Source organism: Affinundibacterium amnicola, from assembly GCF_014284275.1.
Taxonomy (GTDB): domain Bacteria; phylum Pseudomonadota; class Gammaproteobacteria; order Burkholderiales; family Burkholderiaceae_D; genus Undibacterium; species Undibacterium amnicola.
Genome location: NZ_JACOFU010000003.1, coordinates 273,458 through 298,657, shown reverse-complemented (window position 1 = coordinate 298,657; position 25,200 = coordinate 273,458). Strand labels below are relative to the sequence as shown.

Sequence of the window (25,200 nt, the reverse complement as noted above, 5' to 3'; positions counted from 1 at the left end):
GCCGCGCGTTGTTGCTTGTCCTCGCAATACAAATGTATTGCTCCGGGAAGCGCCTAGCGCTGCATCCCGATAATGGAATTTCTGGGGGCGAATTGAATTGTGTTTGGTGGGTACAGTGAGCTGTGAGTATCTTTGACACTGAAGTGGATAGGCACTGATTTATTTAATATGAAGTGAAGAATTAGTATGAATCACTTATTTTATTAACTATTTGATGATTAAAATTAAAAGCCACTATGAACACTTTCTCTGAATTTGAAGAATCACGTAATCAAAGATTGTTGACATCAAAAGCCTATTACCGTTACCAGCCGAAAGATACTGCTGACGATTCACGATTGAAAAATCTCTCATCTGAAAAAATATGGTTTTCAGCTGCGAATTCTTTTAATGACCCAATGGATATTCGGCTAAAAATAAAGAACCATACTTATCGTGGACCATTTCCAAATGAGGACAGCTTACGTGCAGCGATGAAATGTTTATTACAATTAAATCCGAATGCACGAGACCATTGGTTCTATGATGATGAACTTTTTAATAAAATCAAGAAATGGTCTGAAACAGAATGTCTAACTCTTAGGAATATAGGATTAACTAGCAGCATACTACGTCGTTTTAACCAGTTCGGTATCGCTTGCTTTTCACCGATATGGGATAACCAACTAATGTGGGCTCATTATGCAAGCTCACATCAAGGATTTTGTATTGAATACAGCGTTAAACCAATGAAAACTGCGTTAGAAAATCAAGGTGACTTTTCTCAATTTCATGTCCAGTACTCAAGCGAGCTACCAGAATTATGCGTCTCTGAAGCCTTGTTTTGTCCACACACCACATTAGAGCGGTTACTCGCTACAAAGCATACTGATTGGGCTTACGAAAATGAATGGCGACTAGTACATTACAGCAAACAAAATCAGTATATTGATATACCAGCAGGTATGGAAATTTCTGCGTTAATTGCAGGTCTTAAAACTGATCCATCATATTGGAAACAAATAAAAGAAAAAGCCGATTTATTCAAAATCCCAGCATTACGAATAAAAAAGAGGGATTATTCATATGAGTTAGAAATGGTGCCAATAACGTAGCTAATTAACTCTGTAAGACGTAATCTTTTCGTAAGGCGTCAATAATTGCGCCGTATGAACCTTGATTATGGCGATCCATCGTTTTCTTTGGTACATTGGATTTGCAGATAAATTGCTTCCCCGTTTTTCACATTACCATCGGACTGTGTAATACGGCTTTGCCTATTACACCCCGCGCACTAAATATCAATCTAATATTGCAATTTATTACACATTGACAGATCATTACGGTTTATTTTTACGACTACAAACCGATGCAAGCAACGACAAATTCCTCGCAAAAGAATAAACCCATAAGATTCAAATATAAGCCGAAATTTTTACGGCTCTTCTTTCTAATTCTTGTCTTAGCGCTTCTTAGCTATCTCGCAATAAATGACGCTATACATAATGAGCGTGGTTTAATCATCAACAATATCTTCCATTTCTCACGCCGCGGCGCGACCGTCTTCTATTCAATTATCGGCCTTTTCCTCTCTGTCGCTCTTTTCATTTTGATCGCACTTTTCTACACAAATATCACAACAAAAAAAGAGATTTTTATTTTCGATTCTCAAATTAATTTACCCAAAAGTGCATTCAGCAGTGAAATGATTTCGGTCAAATATAAACATATCCTTAGTCTGAAATTAAGGACTATAAAAAAACAAAGATCAATACTGATAGAACATAGAAACGGCACCACCGTCATTGGCGAGGAGATGTTAGAAAATAAGGCAGCTTTCGAGAGCTTAATGCAACACTTAGCTTTTTATAACAACATATAAAAAGTAAGGTGCAATCTTTTCGTAAGGCGTCAATAGTCGCAGGCGTATTGCGCCGTATGAACCTTGATTATGGTGAACCATCGTTTTCTTTGGTACCTTGGATTTGCAGATAAATTGCTTATAGATTGGCCGTACTCAACTTTTCATTCATTAGTTCAAAACGGTTTGTATACAGAAAACTGGGCTAGTAGTAAAAGCGATTTACCAGATTATGATGATTGAGATCCCATGAACTTTAAAGTAGCGACTTTTTCTTTCTCTTTTCTTTGCATGTTGACGCAGGCTTATCCGTCGATTGCTGACGACGCATCGGTTCGAAATTCTTGGATCGCATGTGAGAAAAAAATAGGTTCATCGCAATGCTGGAAACCTATCGAACAACATTTTCAAACGCTGACGAAACCAACAAATCAAAGACGCTTTGATGAATATTTACTCCAATATTTTTTTCTGGCGAAAATGGCACATATGGCTGGCGATTTAGCAGATGCAGAGCGCCTATTACAAACCGTTGAGCAACTAGAAATTGAACGCAAAACTTTTGCACCATCTACCAATCCTAGCCTGACTCCGGTGATCGAATATGATCGCGGACTACTTCATCTAAGCCGCCACTCTTACGAACTCGCTTTGCAGGCATTTGATAATGCAGAAAAATCGACGTCCAGTATCAATCAAGATAGGGAATTTAAACTAGAAATCTCGATTGCAAGAGCATCAGCATTGATTGGATTATCGCAATGGTCGGCCTTGGAGATTGAGTTAGCAAAAATCATCAGCTCACTTAATTTTAAGGAGAATTCTCCAGCCATCGTGTGGCCAATTGGGCCGCAGTTGACTGGACCTTACGCCAAAGCGAGGAGAGTCGCTGCCGCTTATGTCCGTTTGAATCAACTTGATCTTGCCTTGTCCATCCTCGATCAAGCTGAGCGCGAAAGACGACAAGCAATGTCCATCAAAACTGCCGAAGTGCCAAAAATTATACGACTAGACAAGCCGTGGGCAGACCTCTGTCGTCCTATCGACTTGATGATGGATAAAAGCGAAATTCTCATTCGGCAAGGAAAGCTTCAAGAGGCAGAAGCTCTATTAAACGAGGCATCACAACAAGAGCACAAGCAAGATCCAGCCGATCAGAAACGCCTACTACTCAAACGTTCCAATATCGCTGCATTGAAAGGCGACATAAAACTGAAAGCACACTACCTAAACGAGGCTGCGGCTATCATTGACAGTAATCAAGAAAAATTTGATCCCACGATTAACACCTTCAACTTCCTCAACTAACAACGCAATTAATCAACCAAGACTTGAGCTATGCACACAATAAACATCTTCAAAAAACCCGTTCTTAATACCAAACTCCGCCCTCTCCTGCTCATCACTAGCATCGCAATTCTAGGCCTCACGCAAAGTGCGAACGCAACCAGAGTTGGAATTAGCATGCCAAGCGCGCCAACACCAGCATCGCCACAAACTGCCTGCAAATCCCTCGATGATTGGAATGAACCTACGCATCCACGTCGCATTTATGGCAATACTTGGTATGTCGGTACTTGCGGGATCAGCGTCGTCTTAATCGCGACGCCACAAGGTCATGTGTTGATTGATAGCGCACCAGAAAAAGCAGCTGCAGCTGTGCGTCAGAATATTCTATCTTTGGGTGTCAGACTCAGCGACATTAAAACGATTTTGCTGACCCACGAGCACCATGATCACATGGGTGGTGTGGCTAGCATGCAAAAAGCCACGGGGGCAAAAGTTTTAAGCCGTAGTAATGTTGTTGATGTACTCAAGACTGGTAAAAACGATCGTCGCGACCCGCAATTTAATGAGCTAACTGGCTTCAATCCGATTACCAATGTTCATGGATTCGAGGACAGTAGCACCATCAAAATGGGCAATACACAGATTCAACATATTCCCATGTCAGGCCATGCGCTAGGCGGTTCGGGTTGGGCTTGGCTGGAATGCGAAAAATCAATTTGCAAAAATCTGGTATTTGCAGATAGCTTAGGATCGATCTCTGACGATACTTACCGCTACTCCGCACCAAACTCTTTAGGAGTTGCGCTCAAAGAAAGTAGCGAACGCCTTGCGAAAGCTACTTGCGACATTTTGATCACTGGCCATGGAACCGCTAGTGACTTGTTGGCGCGTTTGGATGGTAAAAAACCACTAATAGACGAGAAAGCTTGCGCCAATTATGCCCAAGCTGGAGCACTTCGTTTGGAAACAAGACTGCAGCAAGAGAAGAACAAGTAAGGCGACAATTGACCAACTTGCTTTACCGTTTTTTACTGTAGAGCCATCGTCAGACAATGCAATGCCTATTTTGTGATTGCATTGTCGTCGTATCTGCTGGGTTTCTTGGATGATGACTGTTGCTAATCCAGCACTGTCGTGCATTTTGAAAATCACATTCTCATCAGCATCGCGTATATTGCTAATACGCCTATGATTTCTTCCAAAGGCGCTTATTGAATTCAAACGTTGAAGGGAGACAAGATGAATTTACTACAATTATGGTTACCAATTCTCGTCACTGCGATAGGCGTATTTGTTGCCAGCAGTTTGATCCACATGGTTTTTAAATGGCATAACTCAGAATATCGACCACTGCCAAACGAAGAGGATGTACGTAAAGTATTAGGTGCCGCCAAACTAGATGCGGGTCTGTATTCCACACCACATTGCACGGATATGAAAGAAATAGAAAGCGAGGCAATGCAACAAAAATTTCGTGAAGGCCCCGTCGCTTTTATTACGATACGTGCAGCTGGCGTACCCGCGATGGGCAAATATCTATTGCAATGGTTCATACTAAATGTCGTGATTGCCGGACTAGGTGGCCTGTTAGCGTTACAAGCCTATGGATTACATGCCAACCCTGCGGTTGCGGGACACTTCGTCGGAATTTTTTCTCTGATCGCCTATGGCTGCGGTACGGTACAAGAATCGATCTGGATGGGCAGGCCTTGGTCATCCAGCCTCAAAAATTTGCTCGACTCGTTGATCTATGGCACCGTCAGCGCGGTCGCGTTTTGGCAGTTGTGGCCAACATCATAAGCCGGGCATATCAAGTTCAAACAAAGGTGTAATTGCTTGAGCAATTGCACCTTGGGTTTATCAGCAACTCAATAATTCTTGCACAATCAATGGTGCTTTATTGTCAGATTAAATTCTTAGATTAAATTCTCAGATTGACATCGCACAAAAGCATTCACGCATTCTTTCTTACAACAAGATCAACTGAATCTGTTCTACGTTTGGTAGTCAAAGCCTCAGTTGAACCACATGGCAACACGGCGCTACATAAACACATCAAAAAATCAAATTAAATCATCAATTCAACGTACACAAAAAGACACAAACAAAACGATAAATCGCTGTTGAAAATAAGTCTGCAGGTGTATTCTGATTCTTAATATTATTGCGATATTCAATTACATCATATACGCAAAAAAATAAGTGAAAACATAGCCGTTTTGGCGCCACGTGTTACCGGCCTGTTTTCCTCATAACGAGATAATAAAGGAGACTTGACATGTTTAACTTTGATCGTCTGCACAATATTAATATCGCCAAACGCCTTGGATTGCTTATTTTCAGTGCCATACTGGGCATCGTCGTTCTTACGACGGTTTTCCTTTTTTCTGAACGCGCATTGATACTTGAAGAAAGACAGAACAGTGTCAAACAAACTGTGGAAGTCGCACATACTTTAGTAGCGCACTATCACGAACTGGCAAAGCAATCAAAAATGAGCGAATCAGATGCCAAGCTTGCTGCGATTGCGGCGGTGAAAAGCATACGCTATGGCGATGGCGACTACATCTGGATTAATGACATGCGGCCTTACATGGTAATGCATCCGATCAAACCCGCAATGGATGGCACTGACTTATCAACAAACAAAGATCCCACTGGAAAATTCCTATTTAATGAATTTGTCAAAGTGGTCAAAGCCCAAGGTTCAGGCTATGTGTTTTATATGTGGGCAAAACCAGGTCATGAAGAACCAGTACAAAAGGTCTCATTTGTCAAAGGTTTCGATGCTTGGGGATGGGTTGTCGGTTCTGGTGTTTACATCGATACCGTCGATGCCACAATTTATAAACAGTTAGTGAATGTGGCGGCAGGCTCAATTTTATTAGGGCTGATTTTATTTGCTTTTGGCTTTATTGTCGCACGCGGTTTACTCAAACAGTTAGGCGGCGAACCAAACTATGCTGCGGACATTACCAGTCATATTGCGGGTGGTGACCTGACAGTTGACATCGACCTAGATAAAAACGACAAAAACAGTCTTCTGCATTCGATTCAGACTATGCGCGATAGCATCAGTCAAATTATTAGCCAAGTACGCCACAGCACGGATGCCATTTTGGTTTCCTCTAGAGAGATTGCCTCTGGCAATATGGACCTATCCTCGCGTACAGAATCGCAGGCAAGTTCACTGGAGGAAACGGCAGCATCAATGGTAGAACTTACCAGTACAGTCAAACAAAATGCCGACAATGCACAACAAGCGAATCAACTAGCAATGTCTGCATCGGACATCGCGATTAGAGGCGGTACAGTAGTCTCTGAAGTAGTCGCCACCATGGGAACCATCAATGCCTCTTCTCAAAAAATTGTTGATATTATTTCAGTGATCGATGGCATCGCATTTCAAACCAATATTTTGGCGCTCAATGCAGCGGTAGAAGCCGCACGCGCAGGCGAACAAGGTCGAGGATTTGCGGTAGTTGCATCAGAAGTCCGAAGCTTAGCGCAACGTTCGGCCAGCGCAGCAAAAGAGATCAAAGAACTCATCAATAATTCAGTAGAAAATGTAAGGCATGGTTCTTCGCTGGTCGATCAAGCAGGTGACACGATGAAAGAAATCGTCGAGAGTATTCATAACGTCACTAGTATCATGGCCGAAATTACCGCTGCATCTGACGAGCAAACTACTGGCATTGAACAAGTCAATCAAGCCATCGCCGAGATGGATAATGTCACCCAACAAAATGCAGCACTAGTTGAACAAGCCGCAGCTGCAGCCGCAGCCATGCAAGAACAGGCAGATCATTTAACACAACTGGTCAGCGTGTTTAAGATCAATGATGATGTGACTCTTACGAAAGCCCCGAAAAAAGCCCCGAAAAGAGGACAATCCAACAAGACAACAAAACAGCTTAGTATTTCTAAAACCTAAGCAGAATTGAGCTATTTGCACATGCTAAGCAACGACAGCGCAATCATTTATTGCGCTGTTTTTTTAAGTTAGAACTTACGCAAAATTACGTTAACTAGGCGCGGCATCGAAGAAAGTACAAATTATAGGGCGAGGCGATGGTAACAACACTAGCGCCTGTTTTGCGTGAGTCTTGGTAAGTTCTATATGTCAGAAGCGTGACATCTACTCCGCTCGCATCATCACATGAATCCGTCTGCTTTTAGACAGTGAATGGTACATAGTGCTTTATCTACAGTTAATTCCATTGATCAATTCAGGCATCGCGTCATACACTTGCGGCTTGGTTCTTGACTCTTGATTCTTGATTCTTGACTCTATACGCATGCCTATCACTTGGAGACACCTATGAATTTTCCGCAACATCTTAAACGCAATTGCTTGATCGCTGCTTTATGTGGGACTAGTTTGCTGGGAATTGCACAAGCACAATCGCTAGATATTTTGCAAGCTAGCGCACTCAAGCAAGATGATTTTGTGGTGACAATGGTGCGTCAATTGGAGTTGGAAAAATATAAGGCGACGATTAAGTCCTTGACTGAGTTTGGTGATCGTCGTCAGGGTACCGAGCGTAATCGTCGTGCTTTAGATTGGATAGAAGCACAGCTAAAGTCCTATGGCTGCACCAACACCGAGCGTATGCAATTCGATTATACGCAAGCACCACCGGCAACTCCGGGAGCCGCGCCAGCGCCACGTCGCAATGTGATTCCTAGCGGTGGCTTAGGTGGTGCACCTGGTCAAGGTGGTAGTACTTTATTTGGTAAGCGTGCGAAAACTGGTGTGAATACTGATCCACTTTTGCAAGCCGATGAAAAATTACGTGCCTTAAATGCTGAACAAACTCCGGTTGGCACTTCGCAGCGCGAGAACGTTTACTGCACCAAGATAGGTAAAACCAATCCCGATGAAATGTATATCGTCGGCGCGCACTTTGATGGTATTGGCTTTGGTGAAGCGGCGAACGACAATGGATCGGGAACCGCATTGGTGATGGAGCTAGCAAGAATTTTTAGCGCACCCGGAATCGAAACCGATAAATCGATACGCTTTGTGTTTTGGAATAACGAAGAAAGTGGCTTGAACGGCGCATATGCCTATGTCGCGCAACGCAAAGATTTGCAGGGCATAGAATCGCCAAAAGGCTCAGGTAAATACCCGGAGCCAAAATGGCTGGGCATGATACAACATGACATGATGCTGTGGGATCACGGTATGCCAACGGTAAAACTCGATGCACAAGGCAAGCCTGTAATGGGAACTGATGGCAAACCGATCTATGTTTCACCGAAAGAACAGAGAGCCGAAGCCGATGTGAATATTGAATTCCAATCCACTGCAAAACAAGCCGAAGGCGCAGCGAAGTTGGCGTGGTTCTTCCGCGCGGCGAATGATAAATATGCGACTAACTACCCAGCGGCTGTCGGCTTTCATATGACCAATACCGATTCAGTACCATTTATGGATTTAGTCCCTGCCATCTCCTTACGCGAAAATGAGCGCGGTATGCATATTGGCGCCGGTTGGAATCCAAACTGGCATCAACCTAGCGATGTGTTCACGACTTATTCTGATAAAGATTTTATGTTGGGATTAAATGCGGCGCAGACAACTTTATCTGCAGTGGCGATTTTATCTGGGGCGAAACCCATCACGACCAAGAAACAGTAAAGACAATCTATACCGATAAACCTGATTGGCAGGCCAGTTCAGATCTGGCCAGCCCATCATCTTGTTTCCACATCCCGGTAATTTAACGAAATTTATCGTTTATCCATGATGCCTTCCTCCCTCTTGCGCTTATAATTCTGGCATTTGTCATTAAAATATCAATCGTCATGCTGGTTCGTTTGGAATTAGCGCTTAGGATTTGCATGAATGCTATATTTCGCCCCCACGGCAGATTTAAGGTTTGGACAGAGGGACAACTTTTGATCACCGAATTAACCGGTCCATGGAATCGTGAGCTGGTGGAATACTGGGCGGCGCAAGCCTTTCAACTAGCTAGCACGTTTTCTGCAGAACGTCCTTATATCGGCATTACGATCGTGCATGATTCCATCTTATGTCCCGGCGATGCGATTGATCGCATTGCGCGTGCAATCGAAGTTAGTCAGACTAAACTCCACTGCATAGAAAACGTGATTGTTGCAGCAGATGATGTCGATGGAAAAGAGTTGGTCAAATCAACCTACCATCGCATTGGATTGCGTCATTTCTTTCCTGATTTTGACAGTGCCAAGATGTGGGCTGAACAGACAATCACGAAACGTACCACGCAATCTACTTAAGCACTTTAAGGGCATTTTGCCACTTTCCGCATAGAGAAACCAAGTTCCACCGCGATAAGCTCTGCCTCACCACACTAGAACTATTTCCAGTTTCGCCCCAAGCTCGGCTATGATGTTCACTATCATTGATGGAGGCAACATGGCATTATTTGATCATCTCTTAGTTATCTTGCTGCTCGTAGCAATCAGTGGCTTTTTTTCTATGTCCGAGATCGCTCTGGCAGCAGCTCGCAAAGTCAAACTACAAATTCTGGAAACCGATGGCGATCCGCGCGCCAGCAAGGTCTTGGCGCTACAACAGGAGCCTGGGCATTTTTTCACCGTGGTGCAAATCGCACTGAATGCGATTGCGATTCTGGGTGGTATTTTGGGTGAGCAATCTTTGACACCCTACTTCGCCAAAATATTTCATTCGGTGTTTGGTGATGCGAGCTGGATTGATACTTTAAGCTTTCTGAGTTCTTTTATCTTCGTCACCTCAGTATTCATCTTGTTTGCAGACCTGATGCCAAAGAAACTGGCAATGGTTGCACCGGAGAGTGTGGCGATGTTTGTCGTTGCACCGATGATGCTGTGCGTTAAATTGTTTAAACCTTTGGTGTGGATATTTAACGGCTTGTCGAATTTGATTTTTACGACCTTCAAATTACCCACTGAACGCGATGATCAAATCACCTCTGATGAAATTCATGCAGTAGTCAATGCTGGCGCAGAAGCCGGTATTTTGCAAACCCGCGAACACGGCATGATAGGCAATGTGTTTGAACTGGAAAGCCGCACTGTTCCCTCCGCGATGTCTCAGCGTGACAGTATCGTGTACTTAAGCCTGCAAGATAACGAGGAAAGCATACGACAAAAAATCGCCGAACATCCGCACACCAAATTCTTAGTCTGCGATGGGCAAATCGATAAAGTGGTTGGCTATGTCGAATCCAAAGATATTCTCAAACGCATCTTAACCAATCAAGCTTTTTCTAAAGTACAAGAACTCTCATTACGCACTGCTTTAGTCGTTCCTGATTCGCTGACGTTGTCTGAGATGCTGGAGCAATTCAAAGCCACGCGGGAAGACTTCGCGGTGATCTTGAATGAATACGCCTTAGTGGTTGGCATCATCACCTTGAACGATGTTTTAAGCACCTTAATGGATGGTATGGTGCATCCTTACTTGGAAGATCAAATCGTACGCCGCGATGATAACTCTTGGTTGATTGATGGTGCGACCACCATAGAAGATGTATGCCGTGCCTTAGATATCGACGATTTACCAGAAAGCGGCAATTACGAAACCATTGCAGGTTTCATGATGACGATGCTGAGAAAAATTCCCAAGCGTACCGACTTTGTGATGGTTGGTGATTACAAATTTGAGGTGGTTGATATTGACCAGTTTAGGATAGATCAATTATTGGTAGTGAAGACAAATAGGAGCGAGACTGGTTAAAAAATTCTGACATATTTTTTTCTGTATTCACTCCCTTCCCCCGCAAGCGAGAGAAGGGACATTCAAACAAAAGTAAGGAGCCTATTTGATTTTCTTCGCTGGCGTATTACGTCCACCTTGCGTCAAAATCAATTGCGTGACTTTGCCATCCGCATCTTTTTCGAACTTCAACTGTCCGCCAACATCAGGCGCATTAAAAGTGTCTGCGCTGATTGGCATGATATCCACAGGTCCTTGCCCAGTCGCTTGTGTGACATAGCGATTACCTTCACGACGCACGTTCAAGACAAAGTTAGGTTGGATCTGATAATCACCTGCGAATTCTGCAAACTGTTCGACAGACATAGCAAAGGCTTTTGGTGCTTCTGGCAAAGCTTCATTTAATTTTGGATGTACCACTGCATTGCCATTTTGGTGTACCACCACATCGCTAACTTCTCCCTTGGCATTGCGATTAAATTCGACACGCAATAAAGAATTTTGATCTTTAAAAAAACCATTTTGCGAATAGGCTTGCATTTCTGTTCGTGGGCCGTCGGTGCGCGTCATGACTAATTTATTTCCTTCGCGCACAACGATACGACGATTCTTCTCATCAATACGATAAACACCCACATATTGATTCAAAGTTTTTTCATCAAGCATAACGGTTTTAAACTCAGGAATAGGTTTGCCGATTACCGCTGCTGCCAAGCGCGATGCGATCATTTCTGGTTGCGGTAAACCACGATCTGCATTGTGCAAGACTGCGACATACACTTGATCTTTTGGCAGACGTAAGGCGTAAGTTGAAAATCCAGGAATACCACCGCCATGCGAAATCATAGGCTGGCCTTCAAACTGTCCGACGCCCCAGCCATAGGCATAATTGGTGTCCTGACCATTCTTTAATTTATAGGAAGTAAAGGCACGTTTCCAGCTATCGGCTTTCAGTAATTTACCGGCCGTGATCGCGGCATCCCACTTCGCCAAATCATCCACGGTCGAAGTAAGAGAACCAGCAGCATAGGGCTGTGTCATGCTGATCTTCATACTAGGATCAAAACCTTCACCGCGTTGCGAATAGCCTTGCGCACGCGCTTGCTGACTACGTTCGTGACCTTCGTGCGCGGTGTTATTCATACCCAAAGGTGTGAAGATACGCTTGGCAACATAATTTGCATAAGTCTCGCCGCTGACCTTTTCTATGATTGCACCGAGCAAAAAGTAGCCAGAATTATTGTATTTATAGGACGTGCCAGGCTCAAATTCCAAGGCATCATTTTTAAAACTATCGACCATTTCACTGACACTGATATCTTTGACCGACTTCGCCACAAATCCTGGTTTACCGGTGTAGCTTGGAATGCCTGAGGTGTGCGTCAATAAGTGTTCGATGGTGACCGTTTTACCAGTTTCAGGATAATCAGGGAAAAATTTTGTGACAGGATCATTCAAGGCAATTTTGCCTTCTTCCACCAATTGCAGAATCGCGACCGCAGTGAACTGTTTGGTGATCGAACCTAAGCGCATGACGTGATCCGCTTGCAGTGCTTCTTTATTGCGGAGATTGGCTAAACCATACGCCTTACGCAGCAAGGTTTTGCCATCCTTCATCACGATCACTGTGGCACCTGGCTGATCTGCTTTATAGTAGCCAGCACCAATCTGATCTAGTTGCTGTGTTAGTGTTGTCGCACTGGCGGCTGAGGGCTTCATCTTTGCCGCATCTTGTGCATAAGTAATCGGGGATTGCAGGAGCAATAAAGTAGCGAAGGCGATAGGTGTTAAAGCGATAGCGTTTAATTTGGACATGAGATTTCCCTTCAAAAGGTCATTCAATATTCGTAGTGCTTATGCAAAACCAGCGTTGTTGTTAGCACCCAGCGGCGACAGTTTTGCATAAGTTCTGATGAGATACGTAAATCGTACAACAAGGATATTTCTAATTATTCAATTGCATGGACTCATCTTAACCGTAGCAAACCCGGCTTTTAAAGGTATTCCGATAAAACGCAAAAAACACAGCACCAACGGCATTTGTCCGGTCATGAACAAAAATCCAAATGTGAGTTTAGGCATTTGGATTACAATAAAAAAGACTCAACCAAGCTATTTCCTCGATTTTGAAACCACTCAAGTTATTAATTGTTGAAGATAATCCGCATATTGCCAAGCAGCTTGGTGATTTCTTGTCTGGTCTACGCTGGCAAGTTGATTTTGCCAGCGAAGGAAAACACGCTGTGCAACTTGCCAGTGCCGAACACTTTGATGTGGTGTTACTGGATTTAAATTTACCAGACATTGACGGCTTTCAAGTCTGCCAACAGATCAAAGCGCAAGCGCCGAGCAATGTGCCTATCTTAATGTTGACTGCACGTGATGCGTTTGAAGATAAAGCACAGGGCTTCGCGACAGGTGCGGATGATTATTTGACCAAACCATTTGATTTTCGTGAAGTGGCTTTACGTTGCGAGGCTTTAAGTCGTCGTCAACAATTGCATGTGAAGCAGGAAATACAGATCGGCGCTTTACGTTTATTTGTCAGAGAGATGCGTGCTGATTATGCGGACCAGAGCATTCCGCTGACCCAAGTGGGCTTTAAGATTCTGCTCTTACTGGCGCAAAAATATCCCGACGCTGTCAGTCGTTCACAAATTTTGCATGACATCTGGGGTGACGCACCACCGCAGAGCGATGCTTTGAAATCGCATATTTATAGCTTGCGCAAACAGCTAGAAAGTGTGGCTGGATATGACTTGGTGCACACGGTGCATAATCTTGGTTATCAATTAGTGATGCACGATGATGTTCGCCCGATTTAAAACTAGTATCAAGCGACAACTCTTTGTGACGCTGGCCAGCTTCACGCTATTTTTATGTGTCAGTTATACCGGTGTAGCGGTCTTGGTCGCCTATGTTACCGAAGATGCCGTGCTGGAAAGCATCTTAAGTTACGAAGCAAAAACCCTACGCGACCAATATGCGAAAACTAGCCTATGGCAACCACCGCGCAGCAATTATCTGCAACTGATACCAAACTTTGCGCAGTTGCCAGAGGCCGTCCGAGCAGACGTGCAGGCTGCCAATCTTGAAGGCAGAAGCAAAGCTGAAGTATTCACAAAACTGCGCTTACATTATCACGTACTACGCCTGACCGACGATCAACAAGGCGCGTATCTAGTCGCTGAGGTCAGTCCATTTTTAGTCGTCAATAATTTGTCTAAAAATTTGGCTGACTTCATGTTGGTAATCGCCCTATTAATGACAGGTAGCGCTTTGCTATTGGCCTATCGTTTAGCGCGACATATTGCTGCTCCGCTTTTGCAATTGAATGATGAACTCAGATTAAGTGTTAAAGATCAACAAGCACCAACATTCTCTGCATCAGATCGTGCTGACGAAATTGGATTTTTGGCGAAAACATTAGCGCATAATTTGCAGTCATTACAAGAGGCACTAAAACGCGAAAGCTTGTTCACGCGTGATGTCAGCCATGAGCTTAGAACACCCGTAACCATCATTAAGAATTTACTACATCGCGACGCTAATGCTGCATTGACTCAAGAAGATCGCCAACTCTTGACCTCGTCCATGACAGAGATCGATCAGACCTTAGAGATATTATTAGCTCTGGCGCGTGCAGAGAATTTGGCACTACAAGAAACCGATTTACTGGCACATCTAGAGCATGCCATTTTAAATCTAGAAAAGACTGCACAAGCGCATCAACACCACTTCACGCTCGACTTGGATGAAGCTGTGTTTGACAAAAAAACGACGGCGATGGCGAATCCACATTTGCTGACATTGTTGTTCAATAATTTGTTAAACAACGCCTTATTTCACGGTGGCGATCAAGTCATCATCAAAATCAATATCGACACCGATCATATCGTCATCGGCAATGCTATTGCACCGCCTATGCCATCGCATACGAGCGGCTTTACCCATGGTAAAAATCTACTGACACGTATCGTTCACGCACTCGATTGGCAAATCGATTTTCAACACCGTAACAATTATTTCGAGGTCAGCATCAAGCTGAGCCCTAGGGAAAAATAAGCCAATCATTTCACTTAAATTTCAACTCTAAATTCCAATATCAAGGTTCAATTCTTCAACAAATTAATTAAAGAAAAACATTAAATCCAAACGCACTTCCTTCTGCAGAAATGTAAAATCACTTAACAAAGTTCATTTCAGCATGCCTTTATCGGTCATTTTCTGTAATTGCTGCTTAAACCGCAGAAGTAGATCCTGAGTATTATCGTAAGCAGTGTGAAAGTGACCAAGTTTGGCTAGTTTATCTTTCATGTCCCAAAGCGATTGAATATCCTCACGCCGTAAACTACCAGTTGTAATTGACTCGTCCTTGAAAAAAGTAAGGATCTTCGGCAAGCCCTTGAGCTTAAATTGGCTATAGGCTATTTCAAATTCTTCTGCAGTATATTTGCCCGCCTTGGTCGAAAATAAACTAACAAAAACATCGCAATCGTTGATTACATCATTATAATCATCCTGCTTTCGAGTGCTTGATACAGAATCAAGAAAATTTTCCCATCGAATGATTTCCAAATATTGCCCAGTCGCTTGATAGCGATCATTTTCGCGCCGAAAATGCAATTCAAATGAATCTCGATCAGCCAATAGTTCATTGGATGATGCTAAAAAAATCTTTACTGTCCGGGGTGTCGATAGTTTGCTATTTTTAGCCCAATCTGGCTGATCTGCTGTTTCGCCTGCATGAACGCCATCCAACAACATACGTACGTCAACTTTTTCAAGACTGCATTCGCACTCAACTTGCGATACGTTTTTCTCAATCCGCCGAAGTAAATTGCGCTCTTCAAACATAAAAGGTTGCACTGCATCGCTACAATCTTTACATATGCACGGAATACGCTTCGCAACTCTGTCATGAAGACCAGGAAATTTCTGATTAATCGCCTCCAATTCAGTTGCCAGCACATTCAACAATACTTTGCGCTCTGGACCCCGTGCACGCAACTCAATTTCATCTCCGGAGGGCAGAAGTTCTGAAGTAGCGCTACTATTATTATGATGAAAAAGTACGCAAGTCAGACAGGCATCAGTTGGGTCCCCCGTTAGTCGATGCTGCCGCACCATTAACCGGCTGACAATGCCCTTCGGCATAAATTCATACCGAAAACGTACAACCAGATCGCCCATTTGTGGCCAGCCAATGAGTGCCTGCGGTTTATCTGGCATCAATAACTGTGGTGCAAACCACGTTGGCGTTCTACTATGTGGTAAAAGATAGCACAGTTCAAAGCGCTGCATCAACGCCAACAGCTCCGGATGCATATCAACATACTCACTGTCTCGCCAAATACGGACACAATCGTCGCGATCAAAAAGTCCATGACGTGCCTTCACAATTTCATCATCAAGCACTCGATAAACGGCATGCGTCGCCCACGTGTTCTGAAGAATGACAGTTCGCGCAAGTAACGGATCATCTTGAAAGTGCAAAAACACGCCGAGGTCATGAAAATAGCGCGACAAATGCAGAGCTTTAACGCGGTCAAACGACAAATGACGTCCATAAATTGCAAAGTATTCTTGCTGGCTGATGTGTGCCACTTGCTGCGCACGTTCTTCAATTTCAGTGCGCACTTTGATCCATTTAGCTGGCAATTCTTCACCTATATGTGGCAGATTGGCAGCGTAGTCAGCAATTGCTTGCCGCAACAAATCGGCTGCATACGCATTTTCTAAATTCCCCTTAAAACAATCCTTCACCAATGGATATCGGGCCGTAATTCCATCCATGCCAATCGCCTTGCTACGTCCAGATTTTTCATTTTGAAAAATAAGTGCCGGACTATTATCGCCAAACATCTCTATCAAATCTAGCCAATCTTTGAAGCCAGGATCAGATACCGATTTATGATCCTTACGAGTATCATCTAATAGTAGATATAATGATCGGCGCGTAAGAAAAAATTGATGAGTTGCATGATAAATCTCTTGTCCGCCAAAGTCCCAAACATTTAAGCGAAAAATGCGTCCATTTTCTAATGGAAAATCATGCCTATAAATGTCAATTCCCTTAGTACTTTCTTGCTCAGCAGGTAAAGACTCACTTGGCTGATAAAGGCGGCGTAGCAGGCTAGTTTTTCCTGCACCACCTTCGCCAAGAATCAACATCTTTGCTTCGTAAAGATGATCAACTTCACCTGCTTCACGCTCACGGAAATAGCTGAGGATTGCTTCATTGCCCTGGAAAACTATTTCGATCGGCGGAATGGTGAGTGGACAATTTGCAACAGTAATATCGCCCTGAATATTTGTAAAGACTCCACTACCACGCTCTAACATTTTACGCAAAGGAGAAAGGTCGTTCACGAAAGTATTGTCAAGATTAAGGCTTCGTAAGGAGCTTAATTCAGATAGTGGAGACAGATCTCGAACTCTGGTCGAGTCCAACCGAATTGTTCGCAATTCACTCAAACTCGACAAGGGAGAGAGATCGGTAACTCTAGTCGAATTTATCGAAAGGTGCAGCAGAGCAGTTAAGTATGATAAAGGAATTAAATCACTAACTTTTGTAAAACTAACTCGAAGTGCTCTTAACTTACTTAAACTCGATAAAGGAGAAAGATCATCTATATTCGTAAAATTAACACTTAGCTGTTGCAATTCTCTTAAATTGTGTAGTGAAGCGAGGTTATTTACCCGAGTCGAATCTAATACTATTAATTCCAATGCATCTAAAGTCGACAAAGGAGAAAGACTACGCACTTTAGTCGAATTCAGGTTAAGTTTTCTCAACCCAATTGAATTTGACAACGGCGAAATATCAACAATTTGAGTTGATGAAAGATCTACGACGACTAGCCCTCTGAGATTGGACAATGGGGTGATGTTGTCAATTAATTTCGAGTCGCAATACAAAACCTGTAACTTTTTACTTTTACTTAATGCATCCAAATCACTTGGTGCGCAACCCATCACATTTAGATTACGTAAATTACGCAATCCAGCAATTGGATCTAAACCTGAGACACCTGTGAAATTTAATCCAATATTTTGAAGCATTGGTAGACTAGCCAGTAAAGAAATGTCATTTAGAACATTATGCCCCCCAGCATTTTGTATTCGGTGCCTTACGAATCTATCTGATTCCCAATCCTTCCAACCCGCTCCCAAATTCAGTGTTTCCAGCCAAACTAGTTCTTTCAATTCTTCCGGCAACACTGTCAACCCACAATTTCCCAAATCAAGCAATTTTGCTCGACTTTGTTTGTTTTCATAAATTAGCTTTAAAGCAAGTTCGGACATGGTATTTTTCTTTTCTGGCAATTTTTGAGTTGAGATATTTAAGGCAATAATCGCGACAATAAAACAAAGGCTAATAATTATAAAAATTAAAGTATTCCATATTTTCAGAATACTCGTCAGTTTTTTTACCCATACTTTCTACTCAAGAGATGAGTTAGAACATATCGTCATATCCATCATTCACAAGAATGCTTTATTGGGGTGAAATGATATTATTTAATCAATTATTGAACTTTCGATTATGAATAATTGTCGAGAAACTTCACCAAAATTTCACCCTCATCTCCTTAAACTAAGCCCACTTTTCATAGCATTGGCTATGTAATCTTAGTAAAGAAAATGTATGAAATCACTTCGGCTATTTTTGAGCACTGTCTTGTCTCTCAGTTTACTGGCAACTGCATCTTTGTATGTCGAAAACGTACAAGCGCAAGAAAAAGGGCTCACCCACAAAGAAGAAAAACGTCGCTACATCGTTTACACACCAAAATCCTATGCCAGCAATCCTGATAAACGATATCCGCTGGTATTGAATTTTCATGGTGGTGGAATGACAGCGCGCGAACAGATGTTGTACACGCAGATGAACAAAGCCGCCGATCAATTTGATTTCATCGTGGTCTATCCGCAAGGCCTCGGTAATGTCGGGAAACAAGATTGGAATGTGGGCTTTGGCACTTCTTACCAAGACGGTACCGACGATGTCGGCTTCACTGATAGTTTATTGAATCAGCTGGAAAAGAATTTCCGCATTGATAGTTCAAGAATCTATGCAACAGGTTTATCACGTGGTGGCTTCTTTGCGCAAAGATTGGCAGCAGAGCTCTCACATAGAATCGCCGCGATTGCTTCTGTCGGTGCCAGCCTTCCTGTGCCTGTCGAACAAAACCAAGTTCCACGTGGCGAGAAAAAACCTGTAGGCGTGATGATTGCCATGGGTACTGCGGATCAAGTGGTGCTTTATGCTGGCAAACCAGATGGCTATTTGTCGGCACTGGCAGGTTATGAGTATTGGATACAACAGAATACTGGCAAAGTCAGAGATGCAACAATGGAAAATAAACAGAGCTTCAATCGTGATCCCAACGATGGTACGGATGTCGACATAATCGAAAACAAGGTCGGGCAATATCAAGCTAGCTTGGTGACTATCAATAATGGCGGCCATACTTGGGCGGGCGCTGATCCTTTCAATATTGGTTTACCGATTGGAAAGACTTCTAACGATATCAATCTCAATGACATCATTTGGCAGTTCTTTCAAAAGCATCGTCGATAAGCATTTAGTTCAACAAGACATCCAAAGCCTCGCGGTAACGGCGGCTACCATTCACTTTGCTGCCATTTTTTAATACCGCGACAAAGTCGCCATTGAACATATTTTGTAGCTCTTGTACTGAATTGATGTTGACGATAGATGAGCGGGCGATACGGGCAAATTGTGCTGGATCCAATCTTTGCTCCAGACTGCTCAAGCTTTCACGCAAGAGATATGATTTATTGCCTTCTGATCTGCGCACTTCTATCTCTACATAATTACCAGCAGCCTCGATCTTATCGACATCATTGATGTCGATAAGGATCACGCGCCCATTATGCTTAATCGCCAATCGCTTACACCAACGCTGAGGCTCCACCCATCCCAATTCTTGCAATACGTTTTGTATTTGCGCCCTTAGCATGGTTGGCATGCTATTAGATGTTTTTGCTTCAGACTCTGGCTGTTGCGGCACATGTCTGTTCTGCATCTGCCGCCTCGCCTGCTGTAGTGCTTGTTGCAAACGCTGCGGATCAACTGGCTTGAGTACATAGTCAAGTGCATGCACCTCAAACGCACGTATCGCATAGGCGTCATAGGCTGTCACAAAAATCACCATAGGCATGCATTCAAGGCCTATCCCTGCAATTACATCAAAGCCACTTAGCTCTGGCATTTGTATATCTAAAAATACCAAATCAGGCTGTAACTCCGCAATGCTGGCAATCGCCGCGGCGCCGTCTGCGCATTGTCCAACAATTTCAATATCGTCTTCGGTCTGTAAAAGCTGTTGCAAGCCACGCAAAGCAATCGGTTCATCATCGACTAATAAGGTGCGTATGCTTCTCATGATGTTCCTTCTTTTTCTGCGAAAAAATGCGGTATAAGTATCGTGACCAAAGTACCGCCTTGCGGCAGGCTTTGAATGTCAAAATGCGCACGATCTCCATATAACAGCGCAAGACGCGCTTTGGTATTCGATAAACCGATTCCCTCTGGATTCAACATGGATGGGTTCGACAATGGCAAACCTTTGCCATTGTCTTGTATGCTCAGGCGCAAGCCCTCCCCTTCCAATTGCGCGGCAATAATGATGTGACCTTGCGTTTGACGTTCTGCCAAACCGTGGCGCACAGCGTTTTCTACTAAAGTTTGTAATAAAAAACTAGGAACCTGTGCCGCGCCTACATCATCTGCGATTTCAATCTGATAATGCAATCGTTCTTGAAATCGAATTTTTTCCAAAGCCAGATAAATCTCTAAAAAAGCGACTTCTTCACTTAAACTGATGAGCTGACCGGAGGTGTTTTCTAAAGCACGACGTAACAGACGGCTCAGTTGTAACAAAACTTGATGCGCCAAATTCACATCTTCGCGCATCAGCACGGCAATGGTATTGAGAGCATTAAACAAAAAGTGCGGCTGCAATTGCGCTTTCAATGCTTGCAAACTTAATTCACTCAATTGCGCTCTTAATTCAGCCTCACGCCGCTCGCGTTCACGATGCAGCGCTATCATGTTTATTGCCTGCGCGATGGCAATAATCAGCCAATACACGGGTAGATTCAGTAAGATCGTCGTACCAAATAATTGTGAGAAGGTTGCCCACCAATTGATACCGACACTCATCGCACCAACGTAGGGCGCGACGACTGCATAGGCGGCCAGATCGAGAATAGCAATCACAATACTGGCAAGCAGATGAATCATGAGATGCGTGCTAATGCGCGGCTTACTGAATGGAAAGCGTCGCAACAAGTTCAAGGCCACAGGAGTGAATAGCGCCCACAGATACGACCAAGCTAACCAGATCGCCAGTGTATGCAACAAGGCTATGGGTTCGCCACGTACTGCGCGGGCGACCCATGCTTGCGTGCCTAGCAAAAGTCCCACCAAGGTCCATGCCAGACCAATGATGACGAGTGGAGATTGGAAGAACTTTACTTTGCTCTGCGTTTCCATAGGCTTATGTTACAAAGACTCATTTTATTTTGCTGCATTACTGCCAGAACTAGCATTAGGCGCAGGTAACAAACCTAACTGCTTCATCAAACCTAAAGCATCACCAGCAGTCCATTCTTCTGCAATCGCACCATCTACAAAACGAAATACCGTGGTACCACTGGTTTGCACATATTTCCCAGTAGCCGGTATGCCATTACCCGTGCCGCTGTTAGTGCCGCGCGCAGTCCAACGCACAGAGACCAAATCCCCTTCAGCAACGACTAAATCAACATTCACTTTCAAATCAGGAAAAGCCTGACGCCAGCCCTTTGCTTCTTTGATGCCATCGGCATGCGTGAATGTTGCTGTACCACCGCCACGACCAAGGAAATCCTTGGTGTACGCGACTTCGAATTTACCCTGACTCAAGCCTTCTTCATACACTTTTATCGCGGCAGCTTTGTTCTTAGCCAATTGCCGCTCACTCACCGCCGGTCTGTCAAGTAAGTTACTAGCGTGCGCAAACTGTGTCCCTGGCAAAGCACAGCCTGCCAAAATAGCGACTAACATGAGTGTAATGATTTTCATATTCCTATCTCCAAAAGTAAAGAGCAAAACGCTCTGAGATAGCAATCTAATCCTCGTGTTTTTTAATTCGTAGAAATTTGTGGTGAGTGGTGAAGTTACTGTGCTATCCGGTATTTTTTTCGTGATCAAAATCGACCTTAGATTGCCCCCTCGATTCAATATGTGCCTTGATTCAACTTTCACTGAACAAGATTTATCTGAACTATTTACTCTCAATGCACTCTCAAAGTACTCTCACGCATCGCTAAAAAATTCAAGGGAAAACCAGACACATGTTGAAACGCTACGCAAAAAGACTCATGAAATGGAGCGTCATCATTCTTGGCGGCTACTATCTACTCACTACCTTGATTTTCGGTGATGAAAGTTTGAATGAGCGAACCGGTGTTTATAACTACCAATGGTCTGGTCTCGATGCACTATTTAATCAAGAAGACTTCGCATTTAATGTAAATCATATCGCGCCAGCTAACTTGAATGGCATTGATGGCCCCTACATTGTTGCCGATCAAAAATATACAGTGAATGCCAAATCAGAGCTAATAACTGAAACCATGTTGCGTGATCAAAGCTTCGTTGTCGAAGTTGGAAATGCGGATCAGGATCAATTTAATGTTCAATTGCAGAGCGCTTATTCAACTGAAACAGATCACTATGCCCTGCCTGCAAAGATCCTAGCAATCTCAGACATTGAAGGTAATTTCGATGCTTTTCACAGCTTCTTGATTGCGAACAAAGTCATCGATAAAAATTACGATTGGATTTTCGGTGATGGACATCTCGTATTGAATGGCGACTTCGTTGACCGTGGCAATCAAGTCACTGCCGTGCTATGGCTGATTTATTCTTTGGAAGAGAAAGCCAAACGGCATGGTGGCAAAGTGCATTTCATTCTCGGCAATCACGAGATTATGAATATGTATGGCAATGTCACGCATGCAGAACGTCGTTACATTGGCATTGCACAACGCCTCAGTGGCGAAAAACATTGGGAGCAAGCTGGTAAATGGCTGTATTCAGACAAGTCAGAAATCGGTCGCTGGTTACGCAGTAAAAATGTTGCTGAAAAAATTGGTGGCTATATTTTTGTGCACGGTGGCTTGCGCAGCGAGCACCAACAAGCGCAATTGCAGATCGCCGATATCAATCGCATTGCTCGCCAATTTTATGGACTTAGCCCAGATAACTACCCAAATACACCAACAGAAAAACTCGTACTCGGCTCTTACCACAGTCCTTATTGGGATAGAAGTTTGTCGATGTCCTTTTTATTACGCGCTACATTTTTAGCCTATGACCCACTCAATGCCGAGATACATCAACCTGATCAAGAAGAAGTCGAAAAAATTCTTCATCATTTTGGCGCCGAAAAGATCGTCATTGGACACAGCGTCGTCAGCGATGTGCGCATCGACTACGCCGGCAAAGTCATTAAAATCGATGTCAAGCATGGTCAGGCAAAAAATCTGGCAAGTACACAAGGTCTGTTCATCGAACATGGGAAAGAATTTTTGGTGAATGCACAAGGCCTGCGTCAATCATTTCAATCACAGTAAGATGTAATTGACATGACAACATGCTCACATAAACTCACATCAAATAAACGTTTCTCTATGGACTTCTCCTCAAAGATAGATCGTCACCTTTCATAGCATGAACAGTTTAATTCTTCTATTTTCACCAATTCTTGAATCCGATTCGTTTGCGACAACGTATATAGCTAGGTATCGCAAACCCGCGTCACTTGCAAAAAGTGGCGCACTTTTCGTTTTTATTTTTTGGAGATAGCCATGAAACAAACAATTCGCCTCGCACGTATTGCACGTATTGCACGTATTACCGCAGCAGCATCCATTTTGGTTTCATTAACAGCATGCGGCTCCACCTTAATTGCACCTGAAACACCTGCTGCGATCAGCGTTCCAGCGGGAAACCAGTTAGTCATGATCGCTGTGGGTAGTGGCGATTTAACTTATGAGTGTCGTGTTAAAGCGAATAGCACAGTTGCCTACGAATGGGTGTTTGCGGGACCGAACGCAGTGCTAAGTGACAAAAATGGCATGGTAGTCGGTAAATATTACGGTGGTCCAACATGGGAATCGAACGACGGCAGCAAAGTCACGGGTAAGCAAATCGCAATTGCACCTGCCTCTGCAACAGCAATTCCTCTGCAATTGGTCAAAGCGAACGCAGTTCCTAATGCGCCTGCCATGGGCGCGATGACAGATATAAGCTATATTCAACGCCTAAACACCATGGGCGGCATCGCACCAACAGATAGCTGCTCCATCGATAAATTGGGTGCGAAAAAATTGATCAAATATCAGGCAGATTATTTTTTCTACAAAGCGAGCTAAGCTGAATCATTCCTTATAAGTCATGAGTCATGAGTCATGCATGATCTGTCAGACCATGAGAATAATCATGTACCGCTTTATTCTCATGGATGATATGTAGATTGATTTTTTTGTCTTTGTCTCGCTTCTGGGTACAAACCCTGCGGCTTTCTACTTCATCAAACAGAAAATACCTGCCTTGTTTATGCGAAAATATCCTTACTTGGTTTTTTCGTAAGTAATTTCTCATTTCAAGGAAGATGATTTTATGATCCAGCTCTTTTATTCGCCCGGTACTGCTTGCCTTGCACCGCATTTTCTTTTGGAAGAATTAGGAATAGCTTACGAGTTGGTTTTAATCGACACCGCCAAACAACAACATCAAGAAGCGACTTACTTAAAACTTAACCCCAAAGGCAAGATACCGTTTTTGATTGACGGAGACCTGCACCTCAGTGAGAGCGCTGCGATTTGTTTGTACTTGGCTGAAAAGTACGCGGATGCAAAACAATCGTCACATTTTAATCCTGCAGTTGGCACGACTGAACGGGCACGTTTATATCAATGGATGTTTTACTTGTCCAATACCTTACAAGCGGAATTACTCAGCTACTTTTATCCCGAACGTTTAAGTAACGACGAGGCTACCGCTGTGCAAGTAAAAGCACACGCGGAGCAACGCGTCGCCGAAATGTTGCGCTATATCGATACGCAACTCAATATAACGCCCGGTACTTACTTGCTCGGTCAAGAACTCTCTTGTGCTGATCTATTTTTATTCATGCTATGTCGCTGGACGCGTGGCATGACGAAACCTGCTCGCGAATACCCGCATTTAAAACCTTACCTGCAAAAGCTATTTGATCGGCCATCGATACGAAACAGTTTGGCGCAAGAAGGAATTAGCGCGCCTTACTATTAACCCCAGATTTTCCATCGGTGAGAAGTG

19 protein-coding genes are annotated in these 25,200 nt (G+C 43.5%); 14 read left to right on the top strand and 5 right to left on the bottom strand.

Features of this window, described 5'->3' with window-relative positions; genetic code table 11:
* Positions 1-236 precede the first annotated feature (236 nt).
* From H8K33_RS09285 to paeA, 8 genes are all read left to right on the top strand, one after another.
* The gene (locus H8K33_RS09285; protein ID WP_186890739.1) at positions 237-1,094 is read left to right on the top strand and encodes a DUF2971 domain-containing protein; all 858 of its coding nucleotides are present in this window, start codon (positions 237-239) and stop codon (positions 1,092-1,094) included.
* A 995-nt stretch (positions 1,095-2,089) separates the two neighbouring features.
* Positions 2,090-3,148: a hypothetical protein gene (locus H8K33_RS09275; RefSeq protein WP_186890737.1), complete on the top strand. Its 1,059-nt coding sequence runs from the start codon at positions 2,090-2,092 to the stop codon at positions 3,146-3,148.
* Positions 3,149-3,304: 156 nt separating this feature from the next.
* Positions 3,305-4,126, top strand: coding sequence for a subclass B3 metallo-beta-lactamase (gene bla / locus H8K33_RS09270; protein WP_186890736.1), 822 nt, complete (start codon positions 3,305-3,307; stop codon positions 4,124-4,126).
* A gap of 243 nt (positions 4,127-4,369) precedes the next feature.
* Positions 4,370-4,930: a hypothetical protein gene (locus H8K33_RS09265; RefSeq protein WP_186890735.1), complete on the top strand. Its 561-nt coding sequence runs from the start codon at positions 4,370-4,372 to the stop codon at positions 4,928-4,930.
* A 478-nt stretch (positions 4,931-5,408) separates the two neighbouring features.
* Positions 5,409-7,064, top strand: a complete 1,656-nt coding sequence (locus H8K33_RS09260) for a methyl-accepting chemotaxis protein (RefSeq protein ID WP_186890734.1) — start codon at positions 5,409-5,411, stop codon at positions 7,062-7,064.
* Positions 7,065-7,451: 387 nt separating this feature from the next.
* Positions 7,452-8,774, top strand: a complete 1,323-nt coding sequence (locus tag H8K33_RS09255; protein ID WP_186890733.1) for a M28 family metallopeptidase — start codon at positions 7,452-7,454, stop codon at positions 8,772-8,774.
* A 203-nt stretch (positions 8,775-8,977) separates the two neighbouring features.
* Positions 8,978-9,394, top strand: coding sequence for a hypothetical protein (locus H8K33_RS09250; protein WP_186890732.1), 417 nt, complete (start codon positions 8,978-8,980; stop codon positions 9,392-9,394).
* Positions 9,395-9,533: 139 nt separating this feature from the next.
* Positions 9,534-10,838: a polyamine export protein PaeA gene (gene paeA, locus H8K33_RS09245; protein WP_186890731.1), complete on the top strand. Its 1,305-nt coding sequence runs from the start codon at positions 9,534-9,536 to the stop codon at positions 10,836-10,838.
* An 81-nt stretch (positions 10,839-10,919) separates the two neighbouring features.
* Here the strand turns inward: paeA and H8K33_RS09240 are convergent, their stop codons facing one another.
* On the bottom strand, positions 10,920-12,632 hold the full coding sequence (locus tag H8K33_RS09240) for a serine hydrolase (protein WP_246443469.1): 1,713 nt from the start codon (positions 12,630-12,632) through the stop codon (positions 10,920-10,922).
* Between the two features lie 311 nt (positions 12,633-12,943).
* Here H8K33_RS09240 and H8K33_RS09235 point away from each other — a divergent pair, with 311 nt between their 5' ends.
* Together H8K33_RS09235 and H8K33_RS09230 are read left to right on the top strand one after the other, a co-directional pair.
* Positions 12,944-13,642: a response regulator transcription factor gene (locus tag H8K33_RS09235; protein WP_186890730.1), complete on the top strand. Its 699-nt coding sequence runs from the start codon at positions 12,944-12,946 to the stop codon at positions 13,640-13,642.
* Positions 13,623-14,882 carry a sensor histidine kinase gene (locus H8K33_RS09230; protein ID WP_186890729.1) on the top strand — a complete coding sequence of 420 codons (1,260 nt, stop codon included), beginning with the start codon at positions 13,623-13,625 and terminating at the stop codon, positions 14,880-14,882. The genes H8K33_RS09235 and H8K33_RS09230 overlap by 20 nt, the downstream gene beginning before the upstream one ends.
* A 132-nt stretch (positions 14,883-15,014) precedes the next feature.
* On the opposite strand, the gene H8K33_RS09225 is transcribed toward H8K33_RS09230, so the two are convergent.
* Positions 15,015-18,125, bottom strand: coding sequence for a COR domain-containing protein (locus tag H8K33_RS09225; RefSeq protein ID WP_186890728.1), 3,111 nt, complete (start codon positions 18,123-18,125; stop codon positions 15,015-15,017).
* Positions 18,126-18,468: 343 nt separating this feature from the next.
* Here H8K33_RS09225 and H8K33_RS09220 point away from each other — a divergent pair, with 343 nt between their 5' ends.
* On the top strand, positions 18,469-19,404 hold the full coding sequence (locus H8K33_RS09220; RefSeq protein ID WP_186890727.1) for a CE1 family esterase: 936 nt from the start codon (positions 18,469-18,471) through the stop codon (positions 19,402-19,404).
* 4 nt (positions 19,405-19,408) lie between these two features.
* Here the strand turns inward: H8K33_RS09220 and H8K33_RS09215 are convergent, their stop codons facing one another.
* Genes H8K33_RS09215 through H8K33_RS09205 form a run of 3 tightly spaced genes read right to left on the bottom strand, consistent with a single transcriptional unit; the run spans position 19,409 to position 21,915 of the window.
* Positions 19,409-20,233 (bottom strand): LytR/AlgR family response regulator transcription factor, encoded by an 825-nt coding sequence (locus H8K33_RS09215; protein ID WP_186890726.1) that lies wholly within the window; start codon positions 20,231-20,233, stop codon positions 19,409-19,411.
* Positions 20,230-21,345: a sensor histidine kinase gene (locus tag H8K33_RS09210; protein ID WP_186890725.1), complete on the bottom strand. Its 1,116-nt coding sequence runs from the start codon at positions 21,343-21,345 to the stop codon at positions 20,230-20,232. The genes H8K33_RS09215 and H8K33_RS09210 overlap by 4 nt, the downstream gene beginning before the upstream one ends.
* Before the next feature lie 24 nt (positions 21,346-21,369).
* Complete coding sequence (locus H8K33_RS09205; protein ID WP_186890724.1) at positions 21,370-21,915, bottom strand: ester cyclase; 546 nt, start codon at positions 21,913-21,915, stop codon at positions 21,370-21,372.
* A gap of 299 nt (positions 21,916-22,214) precedes the next feature.
* Here H8K33_RS09205 and H8K33_RS09200 point away from each other — a divergent pair, with 299 nt between their 5' ends.
* The 3 genes from H8K33_RS09200 to H8K33_RS09190 all read left to right on the top strand — a co-directional run bounded on the left by H8K33_RS09200 (position 22,215) and on the right by H8K33_RS09190 (position 25,173).
* Positions 22,215-23,471: a metallophosphoesterase gene (locus H8K33_RS09200; RefSeq protein WP_222613362.1), complete on the top strand. Its 1,257-nt coding sequence runs from the start codon at positions 22,215-22,217 to the stop codon at positions 23,469-23,471.
* A gap of 234 nt (positions 23,472-23,705) precedes the next feature.
* The gene (locus H8K33_RS09195; RefSeq protein ID WP_186890722.1) at positions 23,706-24,272 is read left to right on the top strand and encodes a DUF3455 domain-containing protein; all 567 of its coding nucleotides are present in this window, start codon (positions 23,706-23,708) and stop codon (positions 24,270-24,272) included.
* 247 nt (positions 24,273-24,519) lie between these two features.
* The gene (locus H8K33_RS09190; protein WP_186890721.1) at positions 24,520-25,173 is read left to right on the top strand and encodes a glutathione S-transferase family protein; all 654 of its coding nucleotides are present in this window, start codon (positions 24,520-24,522) and stop codon (positions 25,171-25,173) included.
* The last annotated feature ends 27 nt before the right edge of the window (positions 25,174-25,200 follow it).